Genomic DNA, 18,118 nt, shown 5'->3' with positions numbered 1-18,118 from the left:
TTGGCGATAATGTATCGTATGATAGTTGTACATACATTCGGATTTTGACCGGTTATCGGATCGAGCGAAAAGGAGTGAAACAACATGACGGTAACGATTTATGATGTGGCGCGGGAGGCGAACGTCTCGATGGCGACCGTCTCGCGCGTCGTCAATGGCAACCCGAACGTCAAACCGTCGACGAGGAAAAAAGTGCTGGAGGCCATCGAACGGCTCGGCTACCGCCCGAACGCCGTGGCGCGGGGGCTCGCTAGCAAAAAAACGACGACGGTCGGAGTGATCATCCCGGACATCTCAAGCATTTTCTTCGCCGAATTGGCGCGCGGCATTGAAGACATTGCGACAATGTACAAATACAACATTATTTTAAGCAACTCCGACCAAAACAAAGAAAAAGAGCTGCATTTGCTCAACACGATGCTCGCCAAGCAAGTGGACGGCCTTTTGTTTATGGGCGGGACAATCACCGATGAGCACGTCGCTGAGTTTCAAAAATCGTCGGTGCCGATCGTGCTGGCGGCCACCATCGGGCCGGAGGAGATTCCATCGGTCAACATCGACTATGAGCAGGCGGCGTTTGAAGCGGTGACGTATTTGCTGGAAAAAGGAAACCGCCGCATTGTCTATGTGACCGGTCCGACTGACGACCCGATCAACCAGCGGAAGTTGGCTGGCTATCGGCGCGCGCTTGAGGAACACGGCGCGCCGTATGAGGAAGAGCTCGTCATTGAGGGCGACAACTCGTACGACTCCGGCTTGGAGGCGTATGAGAAAATCACAGAGCTTGCCGAACGGCCGACGGCGGTGTTTGCCGGCACGGACGAAATGGCGCTCGGCATCATCCACAGCGCCCAAGACCACGGGGTGCGCGTGCCGGATGAACTGGAAGTCGTCGGTTTTGACAACACGCGATTGGCGACGATGGTGCGGCCGCGGCTGACGACCGTCGTGCAGCCGATGTACGACATCGGAGCGGTGGCGATGCGGCTCTTGACGAAGTATATGAACAAAGAGCCAGTGGACCACCATATCGTTGTCTTACCGCACCGGCTTGAAGTGCGGGAGTCGACGAAATGAAAAAAGCTGGCCTCAACATGGGGGCCAGCTTCTTGCTTGCTTTGCTCCATTTCTTTTTTGACGGCTGCAATCGCCTTGCAGTCGGCCCGTTTTTCGGTGAAAACGGAAGTTGACTAGGAAAACAGGACGTAGAAATCCATTGTTTTCTGTAAATGGAGAAAAAATCAAGTCCCCGCCCGGCGTTGACTGCGAATGAAATACAACGCCTTTTCCACCGTCTGGGCATTTTTTTCGCTGATCTCCGCCTTGCGCGGGATCGGGGGATACAAGTCGTTTGGGTCGTCCCACTCAAGCGGAAGCGCGACGGGTGAAAGCGGTTGCCAACGTTCGCGCCACTCATCCGGCAGCGGGCCGGACACATCGGCCTGGTCGGTCATCTCGAGCCAAAGGAGCGCCCATGCCCGCGGCACGACGCGCCAGATGTCATACCCCCGCCGCCGACGGCGATCCAGCGTCCGCCGCAATATTCATGCGCGATTTCGTGCGCGAGCTTCGGAATGGCGCGGTACGTTTTCATCGTCACCGACAAATGGGTGAGCGGATCGTAATAGTGGGCGTCGACGCCGTTTTGCGTCACGATGACATCCGGGCGGAAAAAGTCGGCGATCTCCCGCAGCGCGGTCGTATAGGCGGCGATCCATGATTCGTCTTCGGTGAACGCATCAACGGGAATGTTGAACGAATAGCCGTAGCCCGCGCCTAAGCCGCGCTCGTTGACATTTCCGGTCCCTGGGAACAAATAGCGCCCTGTTTCATGAATGGAAAACGTGCAGACGTTCGGATCGTCGTAAAACGCCCATTGCACCCCGTCGCCGTGGTGGGCATCCGTGTCGACGTACAACACGCGCAGTCCGTATTTCTCCCGGATGTATTGAATGGCGACCGCGCTGTCGTTGTAGACGCAAAAGCCGGACGCTTTGCCGCGGAAGCCGTGGTGCAGACCGCCGCCAAGGTTGAGCGCATGCTCGGCCGCTCCAGAAAGAACTGCGTCGACGGCGGTGAGGGTGCTGCCGACCAAAAGAGCGCTCGCTTCGTGCATGTTTGGGAAAATCGGCGTATCCTCGGTGCCAAGGCCGTAGTTTTGCGCCGCCGCTTCCGACAGCTCGCCGCGCCCGGCCGCTTTCACCGCCTCGATGTAGGAGCGGTCGTGAATGAGCGCGAGCTCGTCATCGGTCGCCATGCGCGGGGCGACGATCTGGCGGTCGTCGAGCGCGCCGAGCGTGCAAAGCAAGTCGTATGTCATTTTGACCCGCAGCTGGTTGAACGGATGGTCGTCATGAAATTTGTACTGAAGAAATTGCTCGCTATAGACGAATGCGCAGTTTCGGCTCATGACGTAACCCCCGGCAAGTTCGGCCATAGCACCCGATAGCCGGCGTTTTGCAAATCGCGGATCAATGGAAGCGGGTTCATCGTCTGCACGCGGAAAACCAAAATTTTCTCATTCGGATCTGGAGCTGGATACACCAAGACGCTGGCGATGTTCACATGGCGCTCGCTGATGATGGCCGCCGCTTTGCTTAACATGCCGGCCTCGTTCGGCACTTTGATCTCGATTTGCGACCCCGGCTGGTGAACGCCGGTCAATTCAATGAACGTGCGGAGCAAATCCGTTTGCGTGATGATGCCGACGAGTTTCCCGTGATTGACGATCGGCAGGCAGCCGATTCGGTGTTCGTAAAAGAGCGCCGCCACCTCCTCGACGAAATCGAGCGGATGGCCGACGATGAGGTCGGTTTTCATCATCGTGCTGACCGGTTTTTGCAAGTCTTCAAGATGTTCATGAAGATGGAAAATGGACGGGCTCGCGTCGCGCAAATCTTGGCTCGTCACAAGCCCCAGAAGACGTCCTTCCCCGTCGACGACCGGCAGATGGCGGATGCGGTGATGTCTTAGCAGCTGCAGCGCTTCGGCGATCGTATTCGTGGGACAAAGCGTCACCACCGGCGCTTTCATGATTTGTTCGACAAGCATCGTTCTCCTCTCCCCTTTGTGCGTGGCATTTCATGCGCGCCGCCCGCAACCGGCAAGGCGGGCGCAAACGTCTGGACAGCCGAGAATGTCAGCTAGTACATATAGCGGTTCATAAACCGAAGCCGGTCGAACCGTTGAATCGATTCGGCGTCGACCCGTTTGCCAATGCGGACCATGAGGCAGTTCGCCGGATGCGAGCAAATTTCCGGGTCGTCGGTCGCATACCAGACGAGCCCGCCGGCGTTCATCATTTTCTCCATCACTTTTCGGTACTCCCATACGTTCAGCCCCGTGCCTTTTAAATCCCAATGCCAGTAATATTCAGTTGTAATGATGATGTAGTCTTCCATGGCATCGTCCATCATCGAGACGACGAGCAAATTTTTTCCGACGCCAAATCCGCGGAACTCCGGAATGACTTCAATGGCGCCAAGCTCGAGCAAATTTTCCATGTTCCCTTCCGACCAACGCTCAAGCGGATCGGGATACAAAAACGTCACATATCCGACAATCACCTCGCCGCGGCGGGCGATGATGATCCGCCCTTCCGGCAGCTTGGCGATTTCGATCAACGCTTTGTGCTGTTTGGCAGGCGGGCGGAAGGAAGTGAGGTCATGGTGGAATTCGTAGCTGGCCAACGCTTCCGGCGTCACCGGCCCTTCGATGAGGAGCGTTCCTTTCGGGGTTTTCAGCTCTTTGGCGTTATACGTTTTTTTATGTTCCATTCGTCCACCACCTGAATTGGTCGTTCTGCTTCCATTATACATAAAAATGGCGCCGGCTGGCGCGGTTCAAAAAAATTTCAAAAAAGCGGGGACAAGGAATATTTTAAAAATTGAGAAATGGTTTTCAATGTACTATAATAGAAATGTAATCACTTACATAAGGGGGATCGGAGAATGAACACAGAACGGCTTCCCGTCATACAAGGGGACTACAATTTGAAAAACTACGAAGAAACATATAAACAGTTTCAATGGTCGGAAGTGGAGAAAGAGTTTTCTTGGCATGAAACGGGCCGAGTCAACATGGCGTATGAGGCGATCGACCGCCATGCTGAGTCGTTCCGTAAAAATAAAGTGGCGCTCTATTACCGCGACGCGGTGCGGAACGAGAAATATACGTTCAAAGAAATGAAAGAGATGTCCAATAAAGTGGCGAACGTCTTAAAACAGGCGGCGGACATTCAGAAAGGCGACCGTGTGTTTGTGTTCATGCCGCGTTCTCCGGAACTGTACTTTGCGGTTTTGGGCATCATCAAAACCGGCGCCATCGTCGGGCCGTTGTTTGAGGCATTCATGGAAGGCGCGGTGCGCGACCGCCTCGAAGACAGCGGAGCGAAGGCGATCGTGACGACGCCGGAGCTTCTGCCGCGCGTGCCGGTTAATGACTTGCCGGAGTTGAAGTACGTCTTTTTGGTTGGCGACGGCATTGTCGAGGAAGGGCCGTACATCGATTTGAAAAAGCGGATGAATGAGGCAAGCAAGCACTTCGACATCGAATGGGTCGACCGCCAAGACGGCTTGATTTTGCATTACACATCCGGTTCGACCGGCAAGCCGAAAGGCGTTTTGCACGTCCATAACGCGATGATTCAGCACTATCAAACGGCGAAATGGGTGCTCGACTTAAAAGAAGATGACATTTACTGGTGCACGGCTGACCCGGGGTGGGTGACCGGGACGTCGTACGGCATCTTCGGCCCGTGGCTGTGCGGAGCGTCAAGCGTCATCGTCGGCGGCCGCTTCAGCCCGGATGCTTGGTATCAAACGATCCAAGATTTCGGCGTCACCGTCTGGTACAGCGCGCCGACGGCGTTCCGCATGCTGATGGGCGCCGGCGATGAAGTCGTGAAAAAATATGATTTAAGCTCGCTCCGCCACATTTTGAGCGTCGGCGAGCCGCTCAACCCGGAAGTCATCCGCTGGGGGATGAAAGTGTTCGGCCGCCGCATCCATGATACGTGGTGGATGACGGAAACGGGCGCGCATCTCATTTGCAACTACCCGTGCATGGAAATCAAGCCGGGATCGATGGGGAAACCGATCCCAGGCGTCGAGGCGGCGATCATCGACGACCAAGGAAACGTCCTGCCGCCGTACCGGATGGGCAACTTGGCCATCAAAAAAGGCTGGCCGTCGATGATGAAAACGATTTGGAACAACCCGCAAAAATATGAATCGTACTTTATCGGCGACTGGTACGTCTCGGGCGATTCGGCGTACATGGACGAAGACGGCTACTTCTGGTTCCAAGGCCGTGTGGACGATGTCATCAACACATCCGGCGAGCGCGTTGGGCCGTTTGAAGTGGAGAGCAAGCTCGTCGAGCATCCGGCCGTTGCCGAAGCCGGCGTCATCGGCAAGCCGGATCCGGTGCGCGGGGAAATCATCAAAGCGTTCATAGCGCTTCGCGAAGGGTACGAGCCGTCCGAGGAACTGAAAGAAGACATCCGCCAGTTCGTCAAAAAGGGCTCGCCGCTCATGCCGCGCCGCGTGAGATCGAGTTCCGCGACAAACTGCCGAAAACGCGGAGCGGGAAAATCATGCGCCGCGTCTTAAAAGCGTGGGAGCTCAACTTGCCGACCGGCGATTTGTCGACGATGGAAGACTGATGAGCGAAAAGCGTCTGGAACATCCGCTGTTCCAGGCGCTGTTGTTCTTTTCAGGCTGAGGCCGAAGCGGGGCGGCTGCAAAGACGGTGATGGAACGGAAAACGCGGCCAACAGCGTGATGTCTCCATATTGAAAAACCTGATACATGCCCGCTTTCTTTTCGCTTAAGAACCATCCATTTGCCGAAAATCGTTGCGCTTTCCCCATCTTCACAAAACAAGAAAGGGTGTCCCAACAAGGATCGGGATACCCTCTTTTCGATCGCCATATATACGCGCCAACTCTTTGTTCAAAACGAATGGCATCTTCTAAAGAAAGCCAATCAAAGAAAGACAATCTTTTGGGTCAGCTCCTTGTCACTCCACGTCACCCGACGGCGGGGGAGAAGACGGCCCCCGCTCTTTTGCTGATCGGAATGGGACGGCAGCGAAACGAGGGGCGACGGCGCCGATTCCTGTCCGGCGATGTCCACAGCAGTGACGCAGTACGCGGCGCCCGGCTGCAGCGGCGAAAACGAGGCTGCCTCGTCCGCTTTAACAGCGGCGGCGAGGCGTCGTTCCCCCGTTTCGTTCACTAGATAGACGCGGTAGCCGATGACATCCGGCTCGTTATGGCGATTCCAGACGAGCTTGCCCCTGCAAGCCGAGCGGCGGGTGGAGCCGGAGGACGGCCGTTTTCCTTTAATGTGGAGACGAGCGATGCATCGCCCGCCTGCCCCTCGCCGTTGATCCCCAATCGGCGAGAAGCTTCGGATTCACGATCACTTCGCGAGTGACAAACTCTTCCGGCGTCGTCTCAAGCGCCACATAGCGGCGTCCGCCGATGACGACGACCCGGCTTTCCATCACTTCCTCGCCGCTTCCTTCCCGCGGCGCAAACTTCGTATTGTACAGATCGTAACGGACGAGCCCGGCTTTTTCGCACGCGGCCGACGGGCTGAAGCCGCTCGCGGCGCAGTAAGCGCGGCGGACGATGCCGCCTGGCATGAGAAATCGCTTCGGCGGAGCGATGAGCTTCGGGTTTTCTTGATAGGCAGCATTGATCAACCGCGCCCATAACAGCTGGGTGCGCTGGCTGTAGGAAAGCCCTTTGTAGCGGGATTCAAGCGGCGCCGGCCGGTCATAGCCGATCCAAACGCCGAACGTGACGTTCGGATTGACGGCGATAAACCACGAATCGCGCTTGTCTTGCGATGTCCCGGTTTTTCCCGCCCAATCGGCGGAAAAGGTCAAGTAGCGCGGCACCGACGAGGCCGTTCCGCCGTGAAGCACGCCGCGCATCATATCGATCATCAAGTACGACGTTTGCGGCGAAAACACCGGGACGGGTTTGCTTTGATGTTTGTAAACGATCTTTCCGTTTTTGTCCACAATCTTCTCGATCATGTAGGCGTCCACAAACGATCCGTAATTGGCGAACGTCGCATAGGCGTTGACGTTTTCCTCGACCGTGACGCCAATGTGCGTCCCGCCGATCGCCAAAGCCGGATTGGCTTCTTCTTGCTTCGAAACGCTCGTGATCCCCATTTTATGCAAATAGTCGATCGGATGGCGGGATCGGATTCTCATATACGTCCGAACGGCCGGAATGTTGAACGATTGCTGCAAGGCATAGCGCGCCGTGACGAGCCCGTGCGTTTTTCCGTCCGCGTTTTTCGGCGCATATGAACCGATCGAAAGCGGCAAGTCGGGAATGATCGTCGCCGGCTGGATGACGCCCATCTCCATCGCCGGCGCGTATACTAAGAGCGGTTTCATCGTTGACCCGTTGGACCGGTGCGCCTGGGTGGCGTGATTCAACTGCTCGCGCCCATAATCGCGTCCGCCGACGAAGCTGATGATTTTTCCCGTTTTGTTTTCGATGAGCATCGCCCCGACTTCGACCGGTTGGCGATGGGGGATCGTTTTCCCTGTTTTCTTGTCTTTGGTGTAATACACATTGTCGCTTCCGTAATACGGGTAGCGGGCAGCGATGCGCTGCATTTGTTCATAAATCTTTTTGTCGATCGTCGTATAAATCCGATATCCGCCTTGGCGCAGCGCTTTTTCCGCTTCGCCGAGATAGCGGCGGAAACGAGCGGGTTCGCGCTGCACTTCTTCCGGCTTATAACCGTCGCGCTTGGCGAATGTCTCGGCGAGCACCTCTTTCGCCCGCCGCTCAATCTCCATCGTCAAAAACGGATATTGTTCAAACGGCGACGGCTTCGGGGCGGCCAAATGCTTCGCCACATCATAGGAAAGCGCTTCCTTATACTGTTTTTCCGAGATGTAGCCGGCCCGTTTCATCCGGTAAAGCACCGTTTTCATCCGTTTCAAGCCCGCCGAGAGGTCCGGTTTGACGCTGCCGTCAGCGGCAAACGGGGTGTAGACGAACGGGTTTTGCGGGAGCCCAGCCAAAAACGACGCTTGAGCGAGATTCAACTCTTTGGCGTTGACGCCAAAGACGCCTTGGGCCGCGGCTTGGATGCCGGCGATGTTGCGCCCTGAAGAATTGCGGCCGAACGGAACGACGTTTAAATACGCCTCTAAAATGTCTTCTTTGGAAAAAAATTTCTCCAGACGAAGCGAAAGCAGCATTTCTTTCGCCTTCCGCTCAAACGACACCTCGTTCGTCAACATCTGGTTTTTGACGAGCTGCTGCGTAAGCGTGCTCCCGCCGCTTTTGACCGGCGAGTTGGTCAGCTCTTGAAACACGGCGCGGATGACGGCCTTCGGAACGACGCCGTGATGTTCATAAAAATGTTCGTCTTCGGTCGCGATGATGGCTTGCACGACGTACGGAGACACGTCGGACAGGCGCACCGCCTCGCGGTCAAGGTCGGACCGGAACCGCCCTAAATATACGCCGCCGTCAAAGTACATGTGGCTCGTTTCGCCGTAATGGTAAATCTCCTTTTTCATCTCGTCGGGAGAGGGAACGGGCATATCTTTGACCAAAAAGGCAAAATAGCCGGCGCCGGCGCCGATGGCAAAGCAGACAAGGCAGAGTGCGGCGACGAGCAAAATGAAGATGACGTTCCAAACCACATCGTATGTAAGGGAAAAATAATGCCACGCTTTTTCAAGAGAAATGGAAAGTTGGTTTCGCTTCATGCCAGCCCCCTATGCGGCAAGTCATTATATATCAGTATACCATAGGAAGGGGAGGCATTGTGGAATTTTGCCGATTTTTCGCCGTTTGTGCGAAAAGCGTTAGGGTTGACAGCGAGTGCATCGCTATGGTAATAAGAATGTATATATTTCATATGAGAAAGCGATGATGGGAACAAGTAGCGGCTGTCTCCCTGGTGCAGAGAGCTGGCGGACGGTGCGAGCCAGTCCACAGGCAGGCGTGAATTACCTCCCTGAGCAGCGATGGCGAACGGTTTTCCTAGTAGCCATCCGCCGGCCGGCGCCGTTACCCAAATGAGTGAGAAAGCACCATGCTTTCTAAGTAGGGTGGTACCGCGACGAACACTCGCCCCTTCATGACGGGCGGGTGTTTTCTTTTTCATGACATTCATAGAGAGGTGAAGGACATGGATTTGCTTGCGGAATTGCAATGGCGCGGGCTCGTTAACCAAACGACGGATGAAGACGGGTTGCGCAAGCTGTTGAATGAGGAGCGGGTGACGCTCTACTGCGGGTTTGACCCGACGGCGGACAGTTTGCATATCGGCAACTTGGCCGCCATTTTGACGCTGCGCCGCTTCCAGCAGGCGGGGCACCGGCCGATCGCCCTAGTCGGCGGAGCGACGGGGTTGATCGGCGACCCGAGCGGGAAAAAAAGCGAGCGCACGCTCAATGCCAAAGAAACCGTCGAGGCATGGAGCGCGCGTATTAAAGAACAGCTCGGCCGCTTTTTAGATTTTGAAGCGGACGGCAATCCGGCGAAAATCAAAAACAACTACGACTGGATCGGGCCGCTGGATGTCATTACGTTTTTGCGCGACGTCGGCAAGCATTTCAGCGTCAACTACATGATGGCGAAAGAGTCGGTGCAATCGCGCATCGAGACGGGCATTTCATTTACCGAGTTCAGCTATATGATGCTGCAGGCATACGATTTTCTCCGTCTGTACGAGACGGAAGGATGCCGCCTGCAAATCGGCGGGAGCGACCAATGGGGCAACATCACGGCAGGGCTTGAGCTTATTCGCAAAACGAAAGGCGAGGCGCGGGCGTTTGGCTTGACGATCCCGCTTGTGACGAAAGCGGACGGCACGAAATTCGGGAAAACGGAAAGCGGCACAATTTGGCTCGATAAAGAGAAAACGTCGCCGTACGAGTTTTACCAGTTTTGGATCAACACCGATGACCGCGATGTGATCCGTTACTTGAAGTACTTTACGTTCCTGTCGAAAGAGGAAATCGAAGCGCTTGAACAAGAGCTTCGTGAGGCCCCAGAGAAGCGGGCGGCGCAAAAGGCGCTTGCTGAGGAAGTGACAAAGCTCGTGCACGGCGAAGAGGCGCTCAGGCAAGCGATCCGCATTTCCGAGGCGCTCTTTAGCGGCGACATCGCCAGCTTGACGGCCGCGGAAATCGAGCAAGGGTTTAAAGACGTGCCGTCGTTCGTCCATGAAGGCGGCGACGTTCCGCTTGTCGAGCTGCTCGTTGCCGCGGACATTTCGCCGTCGAAGCGGCAAGCGCGCGAAGACATCCAAAACGGCGCCATTTACGTCAACGGCGAGCGCCTTCAAGACGTCGGAGCCATATTAACGGCTGAACACCGCCTTGAGGGGCGGTTTACGGTCATCCGCCGCGGGAAGAAAAAGTATTATTTGATTCGCTACGCCTAAGAAAAAAGATCCGAAATGCATCGGCATTTCGGATCTTTTTTGCGCCTTAACGCGAGTAGAACTCGACGATGAGCGCTTCGTTGATTTCCGCTGGCAGTTCGGAACGCTCCGGCAAGCGGGTGTACGTCCCTTCCATTTTTTCCGGATTGAACGTCAAGTAATCTGGAATGTAGTTGTTCGCTTCGAGCGCTTCTTTAATCACTTGCAAGTTGCGCGATTTTTCGCGAACGGCGATCGTTTGTCCCGGTTTGACGCGGTACGACGGGATGTTGACGCGGCTGCCGTCGACCAAAATGTGGCCATGCGTCACGAGCTGGCGGGCTTGACGGCGCGTGCGGGCCAACCCTAAGCGATAGACGAGGTTGTCTAGGCGCGATTCTAACAAAATCATGAAGTTTTCGCCGTGTTTGCCCGGCATTTTGCCTGCTTCTTCAAACGTTTTGCGGAATTGGCGTTCGTTCACGCCGTACATATGGCGCAGCTTTTGTTTTTCTTGCAGCTGCAAGCCATATTCCGACAATTTCCGCCGTTGCCCTGGACCGTGTTGGCCAGGCGGATACGGACGTTTTTGCAATTCTTTCCCCGTGCCGCTCAACGAGATGCCAAGGCGGCGGGAAATTTTCCACATTGGGCCAGTATAACGAGCCATTCGTTGCTCCTCCTTACGCTTTTATTCCCGTAAAATAAAAGCAGATGTGCGCCAACAATTATGGCCATTTTGTTTTCATGCATCCTCGCTCTCGCAGCTAAGAGTTACGCGATGCACCTCGGCGGGCCGAGGAACAAAATGAACCATAAAGGTGGGCACAAAGGCTGCTATATTTTACACAAAGGCTATTATATGATTTTTAGAGGATAAAGTCAACATTTTGTTTTCCCTCTTCTCGATTTGTATGATATAATAAAAGATGCAATTTTTAGAAAAAAATTGTCATCCCATTCTCTCGCTTGGAATGATGATGCCGGTTTGGGTGGAAAAGGCGATGAACAAGGAAGAAATGAAGCGGTATGAATCATTTAAGCAAAAATTTTTCCACTGGTTTTTAGCGTTTCAGGACGATGGGCCGTTTTCGGCGGCGGCGGGCGAGTTGCTCGCGCTGCTGAAAGAAGAGCTGGCGCTCGAGCAGTCCGTTTTTTATTTGTACGACCCGGTGCGGGCTGTCTTTTATCCGGAAGCGGCAGCGGTTGGGGAGTCGAGTGCTTTGCCGATCGCGGCTGATGGAGAGCGGAAAGTCGCTGTTGTCGATGCCGGTGGGCCGCATATGGCGGCCCGGCTCTTTTTCATGCTTTCTGATGAGACGCCGGCGATGGTCGAGCTCGTGTATCGAAAAGATGGCGGTTTTGACGAGCGGTTGTTGTGGGAGATCCGGACGGATTTGGCGCGATTGTTCCGGAAGCTTAGCGCGGTGCTGCAAGGAGAGGGCGAAGAGAAACGGTATGGACAGTTGCATCGCTTCGCCGCCAAAATTCATTCCTCGATGCATATCGATGTTGTGCTTGAAGAAATTATCCGCACGCTGCAAAACGTCTATCCATCGTTCACCTACCACCTTCTGTTGTCGCATGACAACCATCTGCGCGGAAATTTGCCGATCAAAACGCTTGTATTGGATGAAAGGGAAAAACAGACGGCGGCGTTGCGGGCGTTTTTGACTGGACAAGTGCAATGCGAGGAGATGGAGGCGCCGCCGCGCTCGGTGCTGTACGCCCCGATTAAAGGGGTGCAGGCGGTGTATGGGGTGATTGAAATTATCGCCCCATACGCTGCGCCATTTCCAAAACGAGAGATTCATTTTATTTCGCTGTTGGCGAGCACGGCTGGAAGCGCGCTGGAGAACGCCAAGTTGTATGAACAGTCGCGCCGGCTTGTCTCCGATTTGCAGCTGATCAATGACACGATGCGCCAATTGAACGCCCGGCCGCGGCTTCATGAAGCCATTGAGTACATGGTATCGCAAATCCAACAATCGTTCGGCGCGGATGAAGTCGGTTTTTTCCGGTTTGCCGACGGTAAGTGGGAGCTTTTTCCAGGCAGCACGCCGTTTTTTTTCGACCATCGGTCCGAGCCCTATATCGAATGGGTGGAAAAGCGGCGCCAAAGCGGAAATGACATTTTATTTGCCGGCGATGTATGCGTGTCCGCTTTCGGTCCATTTCGCTCCATCATGGCGGCGCCGATGCAGCAAAACAAAGAAACGAAGGGACTGTGCATTGCGCTCGCCAGCGAGCCGTACCGCTTTACGTTTGAGATGTTCAAGCTCTTGGAATCCCTCGTTCAACATTCAACGCTGGCGTTTATGAACGCGATGCTGCGCGAAGAGCTCGAGAAGATGGTGGTCACCGATTATTTGACAAAGCTGCATACGCGCCGCTACTTGGACGAGCGGATCCAACAGTCGATGGGAACCGATGCGTCGGGAGCGTTCATGTTGCTTGACATTGACAACTTTAAGCAAATCAACGATGTGTACGGCCATCAAACAGGCGATGAAGTGCTTGTTCAAGTGGCAGAGACGATGCGCGCCAACATTCGCGACAGCGATGTGGCGGCGCGTTGGGGCGGGGAAGAGCTGGCGGTGTATTTGCCGAACGTGCCGCTGTCCGACGCCGTTGCCGTCGCCCGGCGCATCATGGAAAAAGTGCGGGAGCAAACGATCCCGGCGGTGACCGTGTCGTGCGGCATATCATGGTGGGGGCATGGCGGCTTTCAAGATGCAGAGCAGCTGTTCAAACGAGCTGACGCCGCGCTTTATATGGCGAAGGAGATGGGAAAAAACTGCATTTTTGTGCACGATGACGGTCATGTGTATAAGGTGTAAAAAAAGGAATCCGGGCAAGCGGATTCCTTCTTCGCGCTTGGTGCGCTTTTTTTGTCAGGCGGACATGAGCACGCTGGCAAACTGCTCCAAGTAGCGGCGGTCGATGTCATCGAAGCGGTTTTTCACCGGGCTGTCGATGTCAAGAACGCCGATGACGCGTCCGTCTTTGATGAGCGGCACGACGATTTCCGATTGAGACGCTGCATCGCAGGCGATATGGCCCGGGAATTGGTGAACGTCCGGAACGACCACTGTCCGCCGCTCGGCGGCCGCCGTGCCGCACACCCCCTTGCCGAACGGAATGCGCACGCATGCCGGCAAGCCTTGGAACGGGCCAAGCACAAGCTCCTCGCCGTCTGCGAGATAAAACCCGACCCAATTGATGTCGGTGAAAAACTGGTTGAGCAAGGCGGCTGCGTTCGCCAAGTTGGCGATGAAGTTGGGTTCCCCGGAAATGAGCAATTTCAGCTGTTCGATGACGAGCGCGTAATTTTCTTCGCGTGTTCCGTTGTAAGCCATGGGATGAAACATAGAACTAGCCTCCTTTTTCATCATGGTTGGAGCAGGACTCTGGCCTCAACATCCAGCAGGATGCAAGCAGGGAAATGGCTGATTCGCCTATTTTATGACGGCTGCGGGCGGTTGTCAACCGAAAGCGCCTCGCGGTCCATCCTCTCCCGTCCTTGGTGCAAGTCGGCGGCGCGATGGGCGTCGGATCCGTAGACGATCGGGATGCCCCGCCGCCGCGCCTCGGCGATCACGCCGCCCGGCGGATACGGCTCAAGGCAGAGCGGTTTGGCGGCGCCGGCGCCGTTGTAGTCCAATTCATAGCCGAACTGCTTGATGTCATCGAGAATGGCAACCATCCACTCATCCATTGGTTCCAAGCATGGGAAACGGCGTTGGAACTTGCGCACAAGCGTCATATGGCCGATGCGTCTCGGTTTGTAGCGGCCAAGCTCCGTGCGGATCGATTGCCGCACCGTTTCGTAGTAGGTGCGGTGGACGCGTTCGACCGATCCGAACAAGCGGATGATGTCGGCGAACATATCTTCGCTGTAATCAAGGCATACATATTGCCCTTCGTGGGCCAAAAAGTGAACCGATAAAATGCTGTCGTCAAGCAGCGGGCCGACCTCGTCGAGCAGGCGGGTTGTTTCTTCCTCAAAGCCAGGAATAAAATCGACTTCGAGCCCGACACGGATGGCAATGTCGTTTCGGTAGCGGGCTTTCACCTCAGCGACGGCGTGCAAATAGCGCTCAAGCTGGCTAAGCTTCATCGAACAGTCCTGGTTGGGCGTTGGATCGATAAACCGCTCAGGAAGCGGGGCGTGCTCCGTAAAGGAAATGTCGGTATAGCCCAGTTCGATCGCGCGCTCTACATAGGCCTCAAGCGGATCTTGGCTTCCGTGCGGACAAAACGGCGTATGAATATGCCCGTCGCGCATGATCGATTTTCCTCCTTTCTCCCTTATGTATCATAGCAAAAATAGTGAAGATTCTTGTAAAAAAAATAAAAATTTTGGTCAAAAAATGTCGTTAACATGGTATCATAAAAACATTGAAAAACATATATTTTTGCCTTCTCCGCTATTTTCGTTTGTTCGATAGAAGTAGCTTGAATGCAAGGAGGGCATCAGCGGATGGGAATGGCATGGATCGTTCTGCTCCTCGGAGCGGGGGCAATCATATATAATCATGTGTACCGGAAGCGGATGTACCGGGAAATCGATCGGCTCGAGGAATGGAAAATCAACTTGATGAACCGGCCGGTGCCGGATGAGCTGGCGAAAGTGAAACAGCTGAATATGACAGGGGAGACGGAGCAGCTGTTTGAACGATGGCGCCAGCAATGGGACGACATTGTGGCAGTGAAGCTGCCGAATGTGGAAGAACAGCTGTTTGACGCGGAGCGGCTGCTCGACAAATACCGCTACCGGCAGGCGCGCCGGCTGCTTGGGCAGATCGCCGACGGATTGCGTCGTCTTGAGGAAGAAGTGCATGAAATCATTCATGAAGTGAATGAGTTGATCGGCAGCGAGGAACAAAGCCGGGCGGAGATCGAGGAGCTGCGTGCGGCTCACCGGGAAGCGAAAAAGGCGCTGCTTGCTTACCGTTATACGTTCGGTTCGGCTGCCGACTTGCTTGACGTCCGTTTAACGGAAGCGGAAAAGCAGTTTCAGCGGTTTGCCGAATTGACGGAAGCCGGCAACTATTTGGCGGCGCGCGATGTGGTTCTGACGTTGAAGGAAGAGCTCGGCCGGCTCACATCCATGATGGAAGAAATTCCTAAACTTCTTGGCGAATGCCAAACGTCGTTGCCAGCTCAGCTCGCTGAGTTGGCTGATGGCTATCGAGAGATGGAAGAGCGCGGATACATCCTTGACCATTTGCACATGGAGCGCACGCTTCAGGAAAAACGGGAAAAAATCGAGCAATGTCTGGCCATGATCCATGAGCTGCGCATCGAAGAAGCGAAGCAGATTGTCGCTGAGCTGAAAGAAGAGATCGACGCGCTCTACGATTTGCTCGAAAACGAAGTGCTCGCGCATCAATATGTGCAAACGGAAATGCCGCGCCTCAGCGGCATGCTTCAGGAGCTTGCCGCCGAGGCGAAGGAAACCGAGGCCGAGGCGCTGTTCGTCCAGCAAAGCTACCATTTGGCGCCAAGCGACCTCGAAAAGTACCGGAGCATCGAAAAGCAGCTGCACCAGTTGCAAAAGCGGTTTTTTCTCATTCAAGACCGCGTTGCCGAGGCGAAAACAGCGTATTCGCTCCTGAAAGAGGAGCTTGAGCAGCTTGTGTCCCAAATCGACCTCATGAAGGAAGAGCATGAACAGTTTCGAACGATGCTGCAGACGTTGCGCAAAGACGAATTGATCGCCCGCGAAAAGCTTGACGGCATGAGAAAAACATTGGCTGAGGCGCTCCGCCTTGTGCAAAAAAGCCGGCTGCCGGGGTTGCCTGAACCGTATGCGCTTGAATTGGCGGAAGCGAGACGCAGCTTGCAAGCCGTTGCCGCGCGTCTTGAAGAAAAGCCGCTTGACATGCCGGCGGTCGACCAAGCGTTGGAGGAGGCGAAAGCGGCTGTGGAACGGTTGTATGAGCGGACGGTGGAAATGATCGAACAGGCGACGCTGGCGGAGCGGACGATTCAATACGGCAACCGCTACCGACGCCGCTATCCAGCGGTCCGCAAAGGGCTGGAAGAAGCCGAATTTTTATTTCGCCATTATGATTATGAGGAGGCGCTCCGGCAAGCGGTGGCGGCCGTTGAAGAAGTCGAGCCGGGCGCGTTTGACCGTGTGCAGAAATTATGGCAGGAGGATAACAGCCGGGAACAGTGATCAACCACCTGATCACGAGTATTGATTATCCATTATTTTACTAAAAAACACAGCACAAGCTTTTCTGCCTCTTCTCTCGAACAGGAACGAAGCCCGGAATATTTTGAATGAGGGGGCTTCGTTTGCTGTCTTCGTAAGGCAGCCAAACCGTGGGACGCACGGGGATGGCTTGGCTGACAGCCTGCCGTGGGGCGGGTGTTCCCAAGAATCTCCCACCTCTAAGCGCAGGTGGGAGATTGTTCAATGGGTTTTTGGTGAATAATGTAAATGACGGTGTGTTTTCGTTGCCGATTGGCGCCTGTTTTGGTTAAGATGGACGATGTACAGCGATATTTTGCCGACAATGAGCGGAGGATGGAAGCGATGATTTATCTTGACAACAGTGCGACGACCAAACCATTTCCCGAGGTGGTCGATTCGTTCGTCGCCGTCGCAACGAACTATTTTGCCAATCCGTCGTCGCTCCATGGGCTGGGCATGAAGGCGGAGCGGCTTTTGGCGCAGGCGCGTGAACAAATCGCCGCCATGCTGCGCGTTAAGCCGAATGAAATCGTTTTTACCTCCGGCGGAACGGAGGCGAACAATTTCGCCATCAAAGGGGTCGCCTGGCAATACGAGCGGCGCGGCCGGCATATCATTACGACGAAAATCGAGCATCCGTCTGTCGCTGAACCGTGCCGCCAGCTTGAGGAGCTTGGTTTTGAGGTGACGTACTTGCCGGTCGACCGCGAAGGAAGGGTATCGGTTGAGCAAGTGGAACGAGCGCTGCGCGACGATACGATTCTCGTGTCGGTCATGCACGTCAATAACGAAGTTGGCACGGTGCAGCCAATCGAAGAAATCGGCGCCCTCTTGTCCCGCTATCCGAAAACATTGTTTCACGTCGATCGGGTGCAAGGGATCAGCAAAGTGCCGCTCGACTTGAAGCAAGCCGGTGTTGATTTATGCACGATATCGGCGCATAAATTTCACGGATTGCGCGGCGCCGGCTTGCTTTACGTCCGTGAAGGCGTCCGCTTGGCGCCGTTGATTGCCGGCGGCGGGCAGGAGCGGCAGCTTCGGTCCGGAACGGAGAACGTCGCCGCCATCGTGGCGATGGCAAAGGCGCTTCGCTTGGCCATGGAGCGGTATGAGCGGGACATCGGCCGGCTTCAAGCATTGAAAGACGAGTGGCTTGAAGCGCTCTCGGCGATTCCAGACATCGAGATCAACACGCCGCGCGATGGCGTCGCTCCTCATATCATCAACTTTTCGTTAAAGCGCGGCGTGAAGCCGGAAGTGTTTGTTCATGAACTAGAAAAAAATGGAATATACGTTTCGACGACGTCGGCCTGTTCATCGAAAAAAAAGGCGCCGAGCAAGACGCTTTTGGCCATGGGGCTTGGTGAAGACCGAGCCGAGCGCGGCATTCGCATCAGCTTGTCGTTTGACAACAGCCGGGAAGAAATCGCGCCGGCGGTGGCAGCGATCAAGCAGGCGATCAAAACATTAAGCGAGGTAACGGAATAAG

The 18,118-nt window shown here is 55.1% G+C and carries 11 protein-coding genes, 3 pseudogenes and 1 other annotated feature; of the genes and pseudogenes, 6 read left to right on the top strand and 8 right to left on the bottom strand.

Annotation, left to right across the window (positions count from 1 at the left end; all coding sequences use genetic code 11):
- Positions 1-84 precede the first annotated feature (84 nt).
- Positions 85-1,077 (top strand): catabolite control protein A, encoded by a 993-nt coding sequence (gene ccpA / locus A0V43_RS11950; protein ID WP_063193159.1) that lies wholly within the window; start codon positions 85-87, stop codon positions 1,075-1,077.
- A 164-nt stretch (positions 1,078-1,241) separates the two neighbouring features.
- Here ccpA and A0V43_RS11945 read toward each other — a convergent pair.
- The 3 genes and pseudogenes from A0V43_RS11945 to A0V43_RS11935 all read right to left on the bottom strand — a co-directional run bounded on the left by A0V43_RS11945 (position 1,242) and on the right by A0V43_RS11935 (position 3,776).
- Positions 1,242-2,410: pseudogene (locus A0V43_RS11945) on the bottom strand (acetoin utilization protein AcuC).
- Positions 2,407-3,051 carry an acetoin utilization AcuB family protein gene (locus tag A0V43_RS11940; protein WP_063193158.1) on the bottom strand — a complete coding sequence of 215 codons (645 nt, stop codon included), beginning with the start codon at positions 3,049-3,051 and terminating at the stop codon, positions 2,407-2,409. The pseudogene A0V43_RS11945 and the gene A0V43_RS11940 overlap by 4 nt, the downstream one beginning before the upstream one ends.
- 92 nt (positions 3,052-3,143) lie before the next feature.
- Positions 3,144-3,776 carry a GNAT family N-acetyltransferase gene (locus A0V43_RS11935; protein ID WP_063193157.1) on the bottom strand — a complete coding sequence of 211 codons (633 nt, stop codon included), beginning with the start codon at positions 3,774-3,776 and terminating at the stop codon, positions 3,144-3,146.
- 174 nt (positions 3,777-3,950) lie between these two features.
- On the opposite strand from A0V43_RS11935, the pseudogene acsA reads away from it, so the two are divergent.
- A pseudogene (gene acsA, locus A0V43_RS11930) lies at positions 3,951-5,665 on the top strand (acetate--CoA ligase).
- On the opposite strand, the gene A0V43_RS19820 reads toward acsA, so the two are convergent.
- Both A0V43_RS19820 and A0V43_RS11925 read right to left on the bottom strand, forming a co-directional pair.
- Positions 5,609-6,001, bottom strand: coding sequence for a hypothetical protein (locus tag A0V43_RS19820; RefSeq protein WP_164834619.1), 393 nt, complete (start codon positions 5,999-6,001; stop codon positions 5,609-5,611). The pseudogene acsA and the gene A0V43_RS19820 overlap by 57 nt on opposite strands.
- A 20-nt stretch (positions 6,002-6,021) precedes the next feature.
- Positions 6,022-8,757: pseudogene (locus A0V43_RS11925) on the bottom strand (transglycosylase domain-containing protein).
- A 154-nt stretch (positions 8,758-8,911) separates the two neighbouring features.
- Positions 8,912-9,132 (top strand) — a binding site (T-box leader).
- A gap of 50 nt (positions 9,133-9,182) precedes the next feature.
- Between A0V43_RS11925 and tyrS the strand changes: the two are divergent.
- Positions 9,183-10,442 (top strand): tyrosine--tRNA ligase, encoded by a 1,260-nt coding sequence (tyrS, locus tag A0V43_RS11920; protein ID WP_063193156.1) that lies wholly within the window; start codon positions 9,183-9,185, stop codon positions 10,440-10,442.
- Between the two features lie 46 nt (positions 10,443-10,488).
- Here the strand turns inward: tyrS and rpsD are convergent, their stop codons facing one another.
- Positions 10,489-11,091, bottom strand: a complete 603-nt coding sequence (gene rpsD, locus A0V43_RS11915) for a 30S ribosomal protein S4 (RefSeq protein WP_011232276.1) — start codon at positions 11,089-11,091, stop codon at positions 10,489-10,491.
- Positions 11,092-11,401: 310 nt separating this feature from the next.
- Between rpsD and A0V43_RS11910 the strand changes: the two genes are divergently transcribed.
- Positions 11,402-13,261: a sensor domain-containing diguanylate cyclase gene (locus tag A0V43_RS11910; protein WP_081132779.1), complete on the top strand. Its 1,860-nt coding sequence runs from the start codon at positions 11,402-11,404 to the stop codon at positions 13,259-13,261.
- 54 nt (positions 13,262-13,315) lie between these two features.
- Here A0V43_RS11910 and A0V43_RS11905 read toward each other — a convergent pair whose 3' ends face one another.
- Together A0V43_RS11905 and hisJ are read right to left on the bottom strand one after the other, a co-directional pair.
- On the bottom strand, positions 13,316-13,792 hold the full coding sequence (locus tag A0V43_RS11905; RefSeq protein WP_063193155.1) for a GAF domain-containing protein: 477 nt from the start codon (positions 13,790-13,792) through the stop codon (positions 13,316-13,318).
- Positions 13,793-13,884: 92 nt separating this feature from the next.
- Positions 13,885-14,709 carry a histidinol-phosphatase HisJ gene (gene hisJ, locus A0V43_RS11900; RefSeq protein ID WP_063193154.1) on the bottom strand — a complete coding sequence of 275 codons (825 nt, stop codon included), beginning with the start codon at positions 14,707-14,709 and terminating at the stop codon, positions 13,885-13,887.
- A 195-nt stretch (positions 14,710-14,904) separates the two neighbouring features.
- Between hisJ and ezrA the strand changes: the two genes are divergently transcribed.
- Positions 14,905-16,608 carry a septation ring formation regulator EzrA gene (ezrA, locus tag A0V43_RS11895; protein WP_063193153.1) on the top strand — a complete coding sequence of 568 codons (1,704 nt, stop codon included), beginning with the start codon at positions 14,905-14,907 and terminating at the stop codon, positions 16,606-16,608.
- Positions 16,609-16,971: 363 nt separating this feature from the next.
- Entirely contained in the window at positions 16,972-18,117 is a 1,146-nt protein-coding gene (locus tag A0V43_RS11890) for a cysteine desulfurase family protein (protein ID WP_063193860.1), read from the top strand.
- The last annotated feature ends 1 nt before the right edge of the window (position 18,118 follow it).

Source organism: Geobacillus sp. JS12 (assembly GCF_001592395.1).
In the GTDB taxonomy this organism is placed as follows: Bacteria; Bacillota; Bacilli; order Bacillales; family Anoxybacillaceae; genus Geobacillus; species Geobacillus zalihae.
The sequence above is the reverse complement of the archived record's forward strand: the minus strand, read 5'-3'. Positions and strand labels throughout refer to the sequence as shown.

What these genes read in the sequence shown, in the direction of transcription:
- ccpA (WP_063193159.1), top strand. Translation starts at nt 85, where the DNA reads ATGACGGTAACGATTTATGATGTGGCGCGGGAGGCGAACGTCTCGATG.
- A0V43_RS11940 (WP_063193158.1), bottom strand. Translation starts at nt 3,051, where the DNA reads ATGCTTGTCGAACAAATCATGAAAGCGCCGGTGGTGACGCTTTGTCCC.
- A0V43_RS11935 (WP_063193157.1), bottom strand. Translation starts at nt 3,776, where the DNA reads ATGGAACATAAAAAAACGTATAACGCCAAAGAGCTGAAAACCCCGAAA.
- tyrS (WP_063193156.1), top strand. Translation starts at nt 9,183, where the DNA reads ATGGATTTGCTTGCGGAATTGCAATGGCGCGGGCTCGTTAACCAAACG.
- rpsD (WP_011232276.1), bottom strand. Translation starts at nt 11,091, where the DNA reads ATGGCTCGTTATACTGGCCCAATGTGGAAAATTTCCCGCCGCCTTGGC.
- A0V43_RS11910 (WP_081132779.1), top strand. Translation starts at nt 11,402, where the DNA reads ATGCCGGTTTGGGTGGAAAAGGCGATGAACAAGGAAGAAATGAAGCGG.
- A0V43_RS11905 (WP_063193155.1), bottom strand. Translation starts at nt 13,792, where the DNA reads ATGTTTCATCCCATGGCTTACAACGGAACACGCGAAGAAAATTACGCG.
- hisJ (WP_063193154.1), bottom strand. Translation starts at nt 14,709, where the DNA reads ATGCGCGACGGGCATATTCATACGCCGTTTTGTCCGCACGGAAGCCAA.
- ezrA (WP_063193153.1), top strand. Translation starts at nt 14,905, where the DNA reads ATGGGAATGGCATGGATCGTTCTGCTCCTCGGAGCGGGGGCAATCATA.
- A0V43_RS11890 (WP_063193860.1), top strand. Translation starts at nt 16,972, where the DNA reads ATGATTTATCTTGACAACAGTGCGACGACCAAACCATTTCCCGAGGTG.